Here is a 14829-nt window from a genome sequence, read left to right on the forward strand (position 1 = left end):
TCTACCACCGTTACAATTTGAGTACAAGTAGCGGTATTTCCTGCATGGTCTGTTACAGTCCAAGTTACGGTTGTGTTTCCGATAGGGAAAACGGTAGGCGCATCGTTGGTTACAGATTTCACCCCACAGTTATCAGTAGTAGTTGGATTTCCGAGAGTTACATTGGCTTTAGCCACAGTACAGGAAGCCACGTCCACAGGCACCGTTACCGGCGCCGCACAGGTGATGGTTGGATTGATATTGTCTACCACCGTTACAATTTGAGTACAAGTAGCAGTATTTCCTGCATGGTCTGTTACAGTCCAAGTTACGGTTGTGTTTCCGATAGGGAAAACGGTAGGCGCATCGTTGGTTACAGATTTTACCTCACAGTTATCAGTAGTAGTTGGATTTCCAAGAGTTACATTGGCTTTAGCCGCAGTACAGGAAGCCACATCCACAGGCACCGTTACCGGCGCTGCACAGGTTATAGTTGGATTAATATTGTCTACCACCGTTACAATTTGGGTACAAGTAGCGGTATTTCCTGCATGGTCTGTTACAGTCCAAGTTACGGTTGTGTTTCCGACAGGGAAAACGGTAGGCGCATCGTTGGTTACAGATTTTACCTCACAGTTATCAGCAGTAGTTGGATTTCCAAGAGTTACATTGGCTTTAGCCACAGTACAGGAAGCCACATCCACAGGCACCGTTACCGGCGCTGCACAGGTTATGGTTGGATTTATGTTATCTTTTACAATAACATTTTGAGTAGCTGTGACATTATTTCCTTTTCCGTCATCAAAAGTCCAGGTCACTACGGTGGTTCCTTGAGTTGTGATAGGAAAAACAGTAGATGTTGTTCCTGTAATTGTTCCACTACAAACATCCGTAGTTGTTGGAGCGGTTGCAGTGGCAGCGCATTGTCCTGTTACATCTGCCAAAACGGGAGTAACAGGCGCAACAGTATCTTTTACAATTACTTTTTGCGTAGCGGTAGTTGTATTTCCGTTCCCGTCTTTAAAAGTCCAAGTAATAACATAAGTTCCTTGAGTTGTATAGGTAAGAGGATCTAACGTTGTTCCTACAATATAATTTCCACTACAAACATCCTTAGTTTTTGGAGCGGTCGCAGTAGCAGCGCATTGTGCGGTTACATCAGCCAAAACGGGAGTCACAGGCGCAACAGTATCTTTTACAATTACTTTTTGAGTAGCGGTAGTTGTATTTCCGTTCCCGTCTTTAAAAGTCCAAGTGATGGTGTAGGTACCTTGAGTTGTATAGTTAAGAGGATCTAACGTTGTTCCTACAATATAATTTCCACTACAAACATCCGTAGTTGTTGGAGCAGTCGCAGTAGCAGCGCATTGTCCGGTTACATCTGCCAAAACGGGAGTAACAGGCGCAACAGTATCTTTTACAATTACTTTTTGAGTAGCGGTAGTTGTATTTCCGTTCCCATCTTTAAAACTCCAAGTGATGGTGTAGGTACCTTGAGTTGTATAGTTAAGAGGATCTAACGTTGTTCCTACAATATAATTTCCACTACAAACATCGGTAGTTTTTGGAGCGGTCGCAGTAGCAGCGCATTGTGCGGTTACATCAGCCAAAACGGGAGTCACAGGCGCAACAGTATCTTTTACAATTACTTTTTGCGTAGCGGTAGTTGTATTTCCGTTCCCGTCTTTAAAAGTCCAAGTAATAACATAAGTTCCTTGAGTTGTATAGGTAAGAGGATCTAACGTTGTTCCTACAATATAATTTCCACTACAAACATCCGTAGTTGTTGGAGCGGTTGCAGTGGCAGCGCATTGTCCGGTTACATCTGCCAACGCGGGAGTCACAGGCGCAACAGTATCTTTTACAATTACTTTTTGAGTAGCGGTAATTGTATTTCCGTTCCCGTCTTTAAAAGTCCAAGTGATGGTGTAGGTACCTTGAGTTGTATAAGTAAGAGGATCTAACGTTGTTCCTATAATATAATTTCCACTACAAACATCCGTAGTTTTTGGAGCGGTCGCAGTAGCAGCGCATTGTCCGGTTACATCTGCCAAAACGGGAGTAACAGGCGCAACAGTATCTTTTACAATTACTTTTTGAGTAGCGGTAGTTGTATTTCCGTTCCCATCTTTAAAAGTCCAAGTGATGGTGTAGGTACCTTGAGTTGTATAAGTAAGAGGATCTGACGTTGTTCCTACAATATAATTTCCACTACAAACATCGGTAGTTGTTGGAGCAGTCGCAGTAGCAGCGCATTGTCCGGTTACATCTGCCAACGCGGGAGTCACAGGCGCAACAGTATCTTTTACAATTACTTTTTGAGTAGCGGTAGTTGTATTTCCGTTCCCGTCTTTAAAAGTCCAAGTAATAACATAAGTTCCTTGAGTTGTATAGGTAAGAGGATCTAACGTTGTTCCTACAATATAATTTCCACTACAAACATCCGTAGTTTTTGGAGCGGTCGCAGTGGCAGCGCATTGTCCGGTTACATCTGCCAAAACGGGAGTAACAGGCGCAACAGTATCTTTTACAATTACTTTTTGAGTAGCGGTAGTTGTATTTCCGTTCCCATCTTTAAAAGTCCAAGTGATGGTGTAGGTACCTTGAGTTGTATAAGTAAGAGGATCTGACGTTGTTCCTACAATATAATTTCCACTACAAACATCGGTAGTTTTTGGAGCGGTCGCAGTAGCAGCGCATTGTGCGGTTACATCAGCCAAAACGGGAGTCACAGGCGCAACAGTATCTTTTACAATTACTTTTTGAGTAGCGGTAGTTGTATTTCCGTTCCCGTCTTTAAAAGTCCAAGTGATCGTGTAGGTACCTTGAGTTGTATAGGTAAGAGGGTCTAACGTTGTTCCTACAATATAATTTCCACTACAAACATCGGTAGTTGTTGGAGCGGTCGCAGTAGCAGCGCATTGTCCGGTTACATCTGCCAAAAGAGGAGTCACAGGCGCAACAGTATCCTTTATAATAATTTTTTGATTTACGACAGTTTGATTATTACATTGATCAGATACTGTGTAAGTCCTAGTAATAACAGTGGGTAAATTTCCATTTATAATATCTGAATTTGTAACAGTCATATTTAAATCAGTTGTACAATTATCACTAATTAATAAGCCTAATGATTCTAAAGCTGCTACTGTTTTTACAGCTGGGGGAAGATCGGTAAGAGAACAACCTTCTTTATTTACATCAGATAAAGTACCAGTAATGATCGGTGCAGTTGTATCTTGAATTTTAATAGTTTGTTTTACAATAGTAGAACCACAGATTGTTGTAATTTTAAAGGTTCTTTCAATCTTTATTGGGCAACTTCCACTTTTTGAATCTTTATAGGAAATGGAATAGGTGCTAACGTTACTACTATTCGGAAAAGTACCTCCGGCTGTTATAAACTGTGATAATGTAATATTTATGTCTGTTTCACTATAAGGCAAACCAGTTAATGCATCAGTTTCACATCCTTCAAAAGTTTTATTTACAGGTGCGACAACTGTTGGTTTTGGATAAACAGTAACTTTAATTGGTTTTTTTGGACCGATACAAGAATTAGTTTGACCTTCGGCAACATAATATGTAGTTTCTCCAACAGTAGTTGACGATGGAGTAATAGACATTTGAGCTGATGATGTTTCACTAGTGTAATAATATAAATCATAGGAAGGATTACTTGCAGTAGCGATTAGCGGTACTGTATTCTCATCAATACAATATTTTACATCAGTTACTAGAGGCAATGACGTAATGCTTGAAACGGTAATCGTAAATTGGAAATAACAATCACTGCCAACCCCTGGAGGTACTGCATAATATGTAGAAGTTCCAACAGTTGCAGGAAATGGTTTGTTTATGGTATATTGAATTGTTGTTCCTCTAACAACTGGATACGAGTTGTAAAATGTCGCTCCAGTAGGAAATGCTCCTGCTACAGCGGTAATCGCAATGGAACGTCCAGCGTTACAAAATGTAAACGCCGTGATCGGTGGAGTAGCCTGACAATTTGTATTAACATAAGCAGCAGCATCGATTGTTGTTGTGTAAGGAGTTGGAATTGCGGTTCCTTGACAATTACCTCCTGAGGTGTAGCCTTGAATTAAAGATTTATCGATAACTTTTACTGTAGATACTGATCCTGTACCACTTAAAAAACCAATGACTGAAACTACATTATTACAGTTAATATTTTTTAATAATGTACAATCTTCAGTAATTTTAAATTTAAACGTAAGTTCTGCTAAGATGCTATTTTTATCTCCGTTAACAGGTAGCGGTAAAGTACCAAAATCCCAAACAACGGAACCATTTGCTCCAGTAGTGGGTTCGTAAACTAAGGTATTAGGAGAAGGGTTTGGTGTGAAATTGATAGTTTTAGAAGCACTATTTGCAATATAGGTGGCATTATAAGGTATTGGTATTACAATTTTTGTATTATTGATGGCTTCCGTACCTCGATTTTCTATTTGAATTTTGTATTCTAACTCTTGACCAGGTAAAGCTTTTGTTGGGTTAGTGCCAGAAACAGGAACGTTATCGATTTTTGTAGCCGTAATAATACCTTCGATATCGGGAACATAGGCATCAACAGCCATTGCTATTGCAAATATGACATAGGTATCCTGTGTTGAACCGTATTTGAATTTTGTTGCTGTCTGATTATTACCTATTATGGAATTATCTGCATTAGGAATGGTAAACATACTTATGTCTAATCCAGTATTATTTGCAAGTGATGGATTTCTTTGATTTCCTCCCGTTTGTATCGAAGAATTAAAAAAATTGTTAGTCGAATTTGCGGAATGGTTAAGACTTAAATAGTTAGAGGAATTCTTTTTTTGAATCTGAAAATAATCACCGGATATTCCTCTATCGCCTTCTCCAGCAATCATTCCAAGTTTAATACCAACATTCCCTGAAGGTACTGCATTAAAACCTGTGACATCAATTTCGTGATTTATTGTTTTAGAACCTTTTACATAAGCATGTCCATCAAAAACAGTGATGTCACGATTTTTCATGCTTGAATTTTCGTAAATAACAACTAATCCCCAACCACCATAAAATCCAGTTCCACCACCACTTCCTTGTTTCAGAGCAATATCAGCCGCAAAATACTCTCCGACTCCGTGATCTTTTACATACTGTGTAACTTCTGCATAAGCAGAATACATATATCCATCTGAATTATTTGGATAATAAATTTCATTAACGTTCCCTATTGAACTTGCTGTTATATTCGTGTAATTGGATTCTCCAGGTCCTTTTAATGAGACAACTCTTTTGTCAAAATTTTTGTTAACACCACCGTTCGATGCAGCTACCATATAATTATTGGTATCACCATCTGACGCTCTTCCTGTCCAATATAATCCTGCATACACAATATTTGAACAAGAAGAAGCAGTTCCATTATCTGTAGGTAATGATAAGGTTGACGAGGATGAATTCCAAGTTTTTGAATCGTTATCAATGTCAACATAAATCATTGGATTATCATTGGTAACATTGTCACCATAATTCTGTAATGTTAAATTGGTATTACCAATCATGGTAAAATCACCTTTTACATTATACGTTTTCTTAAGTGGTGAAAATGTCGATGTCCTCTCTTTAAAAGGAATTTTTACCTGCGCATTCAAAGAAAACGCGAATCCTAAAAAAAAGATTACTATAAAAAATAGAAGAAATATTGGGTAAACTATTTTAGATTCAGAGTATAGTTTTTTCATAATAATTATTGTAGGTTGTTATCTCATCTAGATTTATTCGCTTTGGTCTATTTTATAAAAAACAGTATATCGAGGATTTATGTTTTTAATAAGTTTGATTACAGAAGTTTCGCTACTAATAATATTAGAAAGGATGTACACGTACTTTAACTTAGAAAATAGGGAAAGTACTGACAAATCAATTGGAATATTTAAATCAGCGTTGCTGTCAATTTTAATAGTTACTATTTCAATATCTTCAATGTCGATGTTGGACGAAGCAATTGCGTTCAAAGATTTTGTATTTGTAAATAAAGAGTTTGGTTTATCTCCATAACTTTCAACCTTGCCAGAATAAAAATAAACGGTTTGTTGCACATCATTCAACAAATTTTCCAAACGTTTTGATTCCCGGTTTACTGATCTCGAATTTTGCTCAGATTTTTTCATTGCTGCTAAAAAAGACTTTATCTCCAGCACTTGAGGCGTTTCATCACTGGATTTTAATACTTGACCAGAAGCTGAACTTGCCAATAATGCAAAACAAACGAAAACTAATTTTTTTAAAAGTTCAATTGATGAATTTTTAAAAAAATTAGAAAAGTCTGAAACCCTATTTTTTGAGGTAAAGTATTTTTTTTCCATGAATGTTATGAGGATTAAAATTAGGTTTTTTATGAATTATCAAATTAATAAAGAACTAAATTATATGTAATAAATTACAGTTGTTTCTTTTTTCTGCAAACAACCTAAATACTCGGTTAAGTGCATGTTTTTGTTAAATCAATCTTAAAAAAACACATCAAATTATTAAGCTATCTGCAGTAATATCAGCCTTTAATAACAATTACTCTTTTTTGTTTAACTTTATATTAGGAGTTGTTTTAGACTTTTATTAGTTAACTTTTTGAAAATTTTAATGAATATTTTATAGAATAAAAAGTTAAAAAATAATATTATAATTTTTTGTTTTGTAAATTACATTTCATCAATTTTACTAATCGAAAACAGAAATTTTTCCGACATGAAAAACTTAATTTTGGTTCGCCATGCAAAATCAAGTTGGGAGGTTCCCATCCATGATAAAAATCGTGCTTTAAACTGTCAAGGAATAAAAGATGCTCATCTTGTTGCCGCTCAAGCCAAAGATTTAATTCCGAAAACCTATATAATCTGGAGTAGTTCTGCAAAAAGAGCCACTGATACTGCGTTAATTTTTGCTCAAAATATTTCATATCCTATTGAAAGCATTGTTTACAAAGACGACCTTTATACTTTTGATGAAAAGAATCTAGAGAACGTTATTAAATCATGCAGTAATATTTTTGAAAGTGTTATTCTTTTTGGACATAATGCGGCAATTACAGATTTTGTTAATAGATTTGGAGATATTTTTATCGAAAATGTTCCAACAGCTGGTTTTGTATCTTTAAAATTTGATGGTGATGATTGGAAAAAAATAAAAAATGGTAAAATAAAAAAAATAATATTCCCGAAAAATCTAAGATGAATAAAGTATTAGAATATAAATATATTGATAGAGAAAAAAGTTGGTTGGCATTCAACGCAAGAGTACTTCAAGAAGCTGGCGATCATTCAGTTCCGTTATTAGACAGGTTGCGTTTTTTAGGTATTTTTTCAAATAATTTAGACGAGTTTTTCAGAGTTCGTTTTGCAGCTATACGACGATTGAGTTTAACGGGGATATCTGGAGAAAAATATTTGGGAGGTATTTCAGCGCAACAATTAGTTAAAGATATTACTGAAATTGTCATACAGCAACAATCTGAAAGTTTACGAATTTTAAATATTATCGAAAGCGAACTTGAAACTAAAAACATATTTATCATTACCGAATCGGATATTACGAATGAACAAGAAATTTTTCTAAAAGATTTTTTTATTCAAAAAGTGAGCCCTGAATTGGTAACAATTATCTTAAATGATTTAGCTGAATTTCCAGTATTGAAAGATACTTCGGGATATTTAGCCATCAAACTGGTTATGAATAAAAATTCAGAAGTTCGATATGCAGTTATCGAAATTCCCAAAACGATTAACCGCTTTGTTGTTTTACCGTCTAATAACGAAAAACAGTACGTCATTCTTCTGGATGATGTTATTCGACACAACCTGAGCAATATTTTTAATATTTTTGACTACAAAAACGTTACGGCTCACATGATAAAAATCACCAGAGATGCGCAACTTGACATTGATAGTGATTTGAGTAAAAGTATGATTGAAAAAATATCACTAAGTGTAAAAGACAGAAGGATTGGAGAACCCGTGCGTTTTATTTACGACCAATTAATCGAAGACGATACATTGAATTTTTTCTTGGACAAAATGAAAATTGTGTCCACTGACAGCATCATTCCTGGCGGAAGATATCACAACAGACGTGATTATATGAATTTTCCAAATCTGGGAAGATATGATTTGTTATACCAAACGAATGATCCCCTTCCTATTCCGGGATTAAGTCTTGAAGGAAGTATGCTCGAAAAAATAAGCGAGAAAGATTATTTATTAAATGCTCCTTATCAATCCTTTTCCTATTTGACCAAGTTTTTGCGTGAAGCGGCGTTGGATCCCAAAGTAATTTCGATTAAAATCACTTTGTATAGATTGGCAAAAAACTCTCAAATTATTAGTTCGCTCATAAATGCGGCAAAAAATGGAAAAAAAGTAACGGTCCAAATTGAATTGCAAGCTCGTTTTGATGAGGCTTCCAATATTTCCTATGCTGAACAAATGCAATTGGAAGGTATTGAACTCATTTTTGGAATAAAAGGACTTAAAGTACATAGTAAAATATGTGTTATCGAAAGAATTGAGAATGACAAAATAAAACGATATGGTTTTATTTCAACCGGCAACTTTAATGAATCTACTGCGAAAGTGTATACTGATGTTACTCTTTTTACATCTCATCAACAGATTTTAAAAGACATCATGCGGATATTCGAGTTCTTTGACATCAATTATAGAGTGCATCGCTACAAGCACCTTATTGTTTCACCTCATTACACCAGAACGAGATTTGTAAAGTTGATTGATCGGGAAATTACACATGCTTTGGCAGGAAGAAAAACGCATATAAAATTGAAAATGAATAGTTTGTCTGATTTTGCAATGATTGATAAATTATATGAAGCAAGTAAAGCCGGTGTAAAAATTCAACTTGAAATAAGAGGGATTTGTTCGTTGATTCCCGGAATTCCAGGAATGAGTGATAATATAGAGGCAATAAGTATTGTGGATAATTATCTGGAACATTCCAGAATTTATATTTTTGGCAATGCAGGGCAAACGGAAGTTTTTATATCATCAGCAGACTTTATGACCAGAAATCTTGATGGAAGGGTCGAAGTAACGTGTCCCATTTATGATCAGGAAATAAAAAATGAACTGATTGATAATTTTGACATTGGCTGGAAAGGTAACGTAAAAGCCCGTTTCCATTCGTATAAACTAGATAATAAATACCGTACAAGAAATCATAATCCTGTTTTTAGAGCGCAATTTGAAACGTACAAATACTATCAAAAAAAACAGCAAGAAGTAGTGCCTGATGAAGAAAAAGTATAATTAATTGTTTATATCTGGATGGGATTTTGCACTCATATAATTAAGAAATCTACACTATAATCAGTAAATAATGAATTGGAAATGATTAAAATAAAAAAATATGCAGCAATTGATATTGGCTCCAATGCCATGCGTTTGTTGATTGCTAATATTGTGGAACAGGAAGGTAAAGAGCCTCAGTTTAACAAAAGTTCCCTCGTTCGTGTACCTATTCGTCTTGGACAGGACGCTTTTACAGTTGGTGAAATTTCAGAAGAGAATATCGAAAGAATGTGTGATGCCATGAAGGCTTTTAATCTTTTGATGAAAGTGCATAAAGTGGAACGCTACATGGCTTTTGCAACCTCTGCGATGCGAGAAGCCTATAATGGTAAAGAAGTTGTAGCATTGATTAAGAAAAAAGCAGATATAAAAATAGAAATTATTGATGGTAAAAAAGAGGCTGCCTTAATTGCATCGACTGATTTACATCATTTGTTAAAAACGGATCAAACCTATCTTTTTGTCGATGTTGGCGGTGGAAGTACTGAGTTTACGTTATTTTCAAATGGTAAAATGATCAACTCAAGATCTTTTAAAGCTGGAACCGTTCGTTTACTGAATGATATGGTCTGCGATATAGTGTGGGATGAAATTGAAAAATGGATTAAAACAAATACGCAAGAATTTGATGAAGTTACGTTGATAGGTTCTGGTGGAAATATAAATAAGCTTTTTAAAATGTCGGGGAAATTACAAGATAAGCCGCTTTCTTACATTTACATGAATTCTCAATATACTTTTTTAAATTCTCTTTCTTATGAGCAAAGAATATCTGAACTGGGTCTCAATCCTGATCGTGCCGATGTAATTATTCCTGCCACAAGAATTTATCTGAATGCCATGAAATGGAGTGGAGCAAGAAATATTTATGTACCAAAAATTGGTCTTTCGGATGGTATAGTAAAAGCAATGTACTACGGTAAAATTTAATTTTAATATAGATTATGCGTCTAAATCTAATCCAAATGTTGTGCGTAACAGCTCAATGTTTGGATTTATCTCCAATAATCTATTGTAGCGGTCCTGGTCATTAAAACTTCTTTTATTTTCTATACTTTCATTTACAACAACCTCAATTGTGATGTCATGATTGTGTAGATGTCCTTTCAAATGTCCCAAAAGGCCATGTATTTCTTTTTCAAAATCTAATTTTGAGCCTTCATTTGGCAATTCAATGGTAATTGCGGTTCCATTTAATTTTGGATCGTTGATGAGCAACAACGATTCCATAATTTTATAGCCTTTGTCTCCCAAACGTTGCGCGTATTTGTTCCATTGCAACAGCATTTCTGTCTCAGTGAATGGTTCAGTTGGCAAATGAAGCACCTCTTTTACAATTCCTTTACTGCTTTCTTCTAATGCTTTTTTAGCGCGAATACTGGCTAATGAAAACGCAGAAACCTTTGGTTCATTCGATTGTGGAATGTTAATTTTTACTTCAGGGGTAGGAACTGGAATTGATGGAATAGCAGTTATAGTTTCCGGTTCTTTTATTTGAATTAATTCTATAACTGGGATAGCAGATTTTGAATCTTCAATTTTTGTTTGACCCGTTATTGAATAATCATTCTTTTTAAAATAAGTAGGTGGAATTATATATTGTTCAACTTTTTTTTTTCTCCATCAAAAGTGATAGAGGCTAGTTGCATCAGGCAAAGTTCAACAAGAAGTCGCTGATTTTGGCTCAGTTTGTATTTTAAATCACAATCATTTGCAATCTCGATTCCTTTCAAAAGAAAGTCTTGATTGCATTTTTGTGCTTGCACACCATACATTTGTTGTGCTTGTTCACCAACTTCTAATAAAGTCAACGTTGCAGGTGTTTTAGAAACTAACAAATCTCTGAAATGGGAAGCCAATCCGGAAACAAAATGATGCGCATCAAATCCTTTAGAAAGAATTTCGTTAAAAGCCATTAATAAATCCGGGATTTTATTTTCTAAAATCAAATCGGTAATGTTGATGTACGTTTCGTAATCCAACACATTCAAATTCTCCGTCACGGCCTGACGCGTTAAATCCTTTCCACAAAAAGAAACGACTCGGTCAAAAATAGACAAAGCATCTCGCATGGCGCCGTCCGCTTTTTGAGCAATGATATGTAAAGCGTCATCTTCAAAAACTACGCCTTGACTGGTGGCCACTTCGGCAAGATGTTCTTTAGCATCTTTTACGGTAATTCTTTTAAAATCAAATATCTGACAACGAGAAAGTATCGTTGGAATAATTTTATGTTTTTCGGTCGTTGCCAAAATAAAAATGGCGTGCTTAGGCGGTTCTTCCAGTGTTTTTAAGAAAGCATTAAAAGCTGCTGATGACAACATATGAACCTCATCAATAATATATACTTTGTATTGTCCTGTTTGTGGTGGGATCCGAACTTGATCTATTAAATTCCTGATATCATCGACAGAGTTGTTGGACGCTGCATCTAATTCGAAAACATTAAAAGCAAAATCTTCATTGGGATCATCGTATCCTGGCTGGTTTATTTTTCGGGCCAAAATACGAGCGCATGTAGTTTTACCAACACCACGTGGTCCTGTAAATAAAAGTGCAGAAGCAAGATGGTTGCTTTCTATGGCATTTAGTAAAGTATTAGTAATGGCTTTTTGTCCTACAACATCTTTAAATGTTTGAGGTCGATATTTACGTGCCGATACAACAAATTGTTCCATAGAAATTAATTCAAGCACAAATATAGGTTTTGGTGAGTCAAATAACAAAAAATAAAACACAATTTAAGTGTTGGCCTGAGACAAATTAAATCTAGATTTCTTAAAAATTTATTCTAAATATTTGCAATTATTTCTTTATCAAGTAGCTTTAGTAATGCGTATTCCTCCGGCAGAAATTTAGCATTAATTTTTTTGGATTTGTATTGCCAGATAGAACCTTTTTCGAATGCAGCAATAACAGTTGGATGAACATAATATTTTTTACAAACGGATCTTGTATTGCCCAGTTTTAAGGCAACTTCATCAATTACTTCAATTATTTTGCGTTTGGATTCCGTTTGACTTACTGGTGGTTTTAATTGTTGGAACGCACTTAATGCGTTTACGCTTCCTGACCAAACCCGAAAATCCTTAGCAGTAAAATCTTGGTTTGTTATGTTTTTTAAGTAATTATTTATATCTGACGAACCAATTGTATGATGATTTCCTTGCAAGTCATAATATTGGAATAGATCTTGTCCGGGAATATCTTTACATCTTTTGACTAATGTCGCTAATTTTTTACTGATAAAACTGATTTTATGCTTGACACCTTTTTTACCTGTAAATTCAAATCGAATATTTGAATTTTGAAATTTGACATGTCTATCTTGTAAAGTAGTTAATCCGAATGAGCCGTATAATTTTTTGTACGTTTCATTTCCAATACGAATATTTGTTACCTCTATTAGTTTTATTACAAGCGCAATAACTTTTTCGTACGTTAAATTTTTATTTTTTAAATCTTGTTCCACATGTTTTCGAATCAAAGGCAAAGCTAAAGCAAAACTTTGAATGCGATAAAATTTAGATTGATTTCTGATTTTGTTCCATTGCTCATGATAACGATACTGTTTTCTGCCTTTAGAATCTATGCCTGTAGCTTGTAAGTGACCATTTTCATAAGGCGAAATCCATACGTTTTCCCATGCTGGCGGAAGCACTAATTTTAAAATTCGGGTTAAAATTTCAGGATCATTAATTGAATTCTCATTTTGATCAATGTAATGATAAGTATCGTTGCTTTTGATTCTAAAATAACCTTTAGTATAATTTACACAATAGCGAAGACTTACTGCTTTTGCTGTAATTAGGGGATCCCGACCCATTTTTTCTAGCTTAGATTGTAAGCGGTTCATTGTACTGTAATATTATTCTGGACGATCTTCTCTTCCTTTAATCGTCAGTTCATTTAAAACCATAGCGGCACTATTGTCAGCAAATGCAGATAGTCCTGCTACAAAAACACCTTTTTCTCCCGTACTTGATTTAATACCAAAAACCGTAGCTTCATCTCCAGGATCACTCTCTCCTTCATACCGATATAGATGCACAATTTCAAAATCATCCGGACTGTCAATTATCCTTTTTTCTTGAACGTTAAAATCGATTGTAAATCCTTTTTCTTTTAATTCTTCCAGTGCTTTAGAAACAGTCGCATAGTGATACATTCGCTTATCCATGATATTTTTTTTATGGGTTAATTTTATTTAATTAAAGGTATACTTATGAGGGATATAAGTTTTTATATAAATATTGTCAAGTAGTTTAAAATTTTTCACTTTTAATTTTTAGTTCTGTCACAACTGTTTGTGGGTTGTGCAGAATGTTTATGATTTCATTTTTAATGTGAGATAACTAATGATGAATTTAGAAACTTCAATCCTGATAAAGTGTATTTAGGTACTTTTTTTTGTTGAATTAAAATTTTAAATTTTATCCCCATATCGACTAATAATCTATAATTCATAAGTGCTTCATGGGCTGCTAACTGTAAATTATTTTGATTTTTCACTAAAGCAATATTTTGATACTCTTTAATACCCAAACCTAATAAAAATTGTGCCTGGTCTACCATTCCGCAACTTTCCATGCCATAATTTAAACCCCATTGGGATAAAGCGGAAAAATTTATATGTGTTGTAATGTCTTGCTCACCAATAAATTGATAGGGGTTGTCGTTTTTTTGATGTTTATGATAACACAATAGTGTACCGCAACTTCGACGGCTAGTGTACAAATCACTCGACAATGATCCATAATCTATCGTAATAATGTATCCTTTTTTTAACGAAGAAGAAACTTCCTTTATCCATGAAATTGCCTGCAAATTGACCTCTGTGCGAAAACCTTTCGGCAGTTGTACGTTTAATGTTTTAAAATAATGAATCAGTTTTTTATTTGCAGGCTTTAAAATTTCCACAAAACCCTCTTTGTAATCTACAAATATTTCTTTAAGTTCCTCATCCATAATGACTTGATGTACAGAAAAATTGTCAATCAATTCATTTGATAAAATACAGCCGTTAATTTGGGGAATATCCTGAATTGAGTTGTACCAACTGACTTTTTCTTTCAGATGACGCTTTTCAATTTCGCGCATGCTAACACTCTTTTCAATAATGCAATAGTTTAAGGTATCATATAAAGCATTATTGTTTTTGAGATATTCTAAAATATCGTGACACAATAAACCCGTGCCAGCTCCATATTCAATAATCTTAAAAGGTTCTTTTCCTAAATTTTTCCACATCTCTTCAATTTGCCGCCCGATCATGGCACCAAAATCAGCAGAGATATAAGGGCTCGTGTAAAAATCACCATCAGCTCCAATTTTATTTTGCGTGGCATTGTAATAGCCCAATTTTGGATAATACAATGCCATTTCCATAAAATCTTTAAAAGATATTGGCCCTTCTTTTTTGATTCGTTTTATTATTATTTCGGATAACTGCACCACGATTAAATAAATATTTTTTTAGACTTTAAAAACAAGTTCTATT

The 14829-nt window shown here is 34.7% G+C and carries 10 protein-coding genes; 3 read left to right on the top strand and 7 right to left on the bottom strand.

From position 1 onward, the window contains the following. Both ACP7AT_RS08080 and ACP7AT_RS08085 read right to left on the bottom strand, forming a co-directional pair. Positions 1–5714 (bottom strand): HYR domain-containing protein (locus ACP7AT_RS08080; RefSeq protein WP_426063835.1); only part of this gene is annotated, 5714 nt, incomplete at its 3' end. Between the two features lie 33 nt (positions 5715–5747). Beyond that, positions 5748–6338 carry a hypothetical protein gene (locus ACP7AT_RS08085; RefSeq protein ID WP_426063836.1) on the bottom strand — a complete coding sequence of 197 codons (591 nt, stop codon included), beginning with the start codon at positions 6336–6338 and terminating at the stop codon, positions 5748–5750. Positions 6339–6717: 379 nt separating this feature from the next. Here ACP7AT_RS08085 and ACP7AT_RS08090 point away from each other — a divergent pair, with 379 nt between their 5' ends. The 3 genes from ACP7AT_RS08090 (at position 6718) to ACP7AT_RS08100 (ending at position 10259) form a co-directional block, all read left to right on the top strand. After that, positions 6718–7203, top strand: a complete 486-nt coding sequence (locus ACP7AT_RS08090) for a SixA phosphatase family protein (RefSeq protein WP_426063837.1) — start codon at positions 6718–6720, stop codon at positions 7201–7203. Further along, entirely contained in the window at positions 7200–9287 is a 2088-nt protein-coding gene (gene ppk1, locus ACP7AT_RS08095; RefSeq protein ID WP_426063838.1) for a polyphosphate kinase 1, read from the top strand. Before ACP7AT_RS08090 ends, ppk1 begins: the two co-directional genes overlap by 4 nt. An 81-nt stretch (positions 9288–9368) precedes the next feature. Beyond that, entirely contained in the window at positions 9369–10259 is an 891-nt protein-coding gene (locus tag ACP7AT_RS08100; RefSeq protein WP_426063839.1) for a Ppx/GppA phosphatase family protein, read from the top strand. 12 nt (positions 10260–10271) lie between these two features. On the opposite strand, the gene ACP7AT_RS08105 is transcribed toward ACP7AT_RS08100, so the two are convergent. The 5 genes from ACP7AT_RS08105 to ACP7AT_RS08125 all read right to left on the bottom strand — a co-directional run bounded on the left by ACP7AT_RS08105 (position 10272) and on the right by ACP7AT_RS08125 (position 14786). After that, a complete protein-coding gene (locus tag ACP7AT_RS08105) occupies positions 10272–10655 on the bottom strand; it encodes a DNA polymerase III (protein WP_426063840.1) in 384 nt (127 codons plus the stop codon). A gap of 266 nt (positions 10656–10921) precedes the next feature. Next, complete coding sequence (gene dnaX / locus ACP7AT_RS08110) at positions 10922–12007, bottom strand: DNA polymerase III subunit gamma/tau (protein ID WP_426064031.1); 1086 nt, start codon at positions 12005–12007, stop codon at positions 10922–10924. 113 nt (positions 12008–12120) lie between these two features. Then, the gene (locus ACP7AT_RS08115; protein WP_426063841.1) at positions 12121–13185 is read right to left on the bottom strand and encodes a DNA topoisomerase IB; all 1065 of its coding nucleotides are present in this window, start codon (positions 13183–13185) and stop codon (positions 12121–12123) included. 12 nt (positions 13186–13197) lie between these two features. Next, complete coding sequence (locus ACP7AT_RS08120) at positions 13198–13509, bottom strand: hypothetical protein (RefSeq protein WP_091208587.1); 312 nt, start codon at positions 13507–13509, stop codon at positions 13198–13200. Between the two features lie 161 nt (positions 13510–13670). Beyond that, the gene (locus ACP7AT_RS08125; RefSeq protein WP_426063842.1) at positions 13671–14786 is read right to left on the bottom strand and encodes a class I SAM-dependent methyltransferase; all 1116 of its coding nucleotides are present in this window, start codon (positions 14784–14786) and stop codon (positions 13671–13673) included. Between the last annotated feature and the right edge of the window lie 43 nt (positions 14787–14829).

Source organism: Flavobacterium sp. DSP2-3-1 (assembly GCF_049896865.1).
Classification (GTDB): domain Bacteria; phylum Bacteroidota; class Bacteroidia; order Flavobacteriales; family Flavobacteriaceae; genus Flavobacterium.

Coding starts and splice junctions, on each gene's coding strand:
- ACP7AT_RS08090 (WP_426063837.1), top strand. CDS start 6,718: ATGAAAAACTTAATTTTGGTTCGCCATGCAAAATCAAGTTGGGAGGTT.
- ACP7AT_RS08120 (WP_091208587.1), bottom strand. CDS start 13,509: ATGGATAAGCGAATGTATCACTATGCGACTGTTTCTAAAGCACTGGAA.
- ppk1 (WP_426063838.1), top strand. CDS start 7,200: ATGAATAAAGTATTAGAATATAAATATATTGATAGAGAAAAAAGTTGG.
- ACP7AT_RS08085 (WP_426063836.1), bottom strand. CDS start 6,338: ATGGAAAAAAAATACTTTACCTCAAAAAATAGGGTTTCAGACTTTTCT.
- ACP7AT_RS08100 (WP_426063839.1), top strand. CDS start 9,369: ATGATTAAAATAAAAAAATATGCAGCAATTGATATTGGCTCCAATGCC.
- ACP7AT_RS08115 (WP_426063841.1), bottom strand. CDS start 13,185: ATGAACCGCTTACAATCTAAGCTAGAAAAAATGGGTCGGGATCCCCTA.
- dnaX (WP_426064031.1), bottom strand. CDS start 12,007: ATGGAACAATTTGTTGTATCGGCACGTAAATATCGACCTCAAACATTT.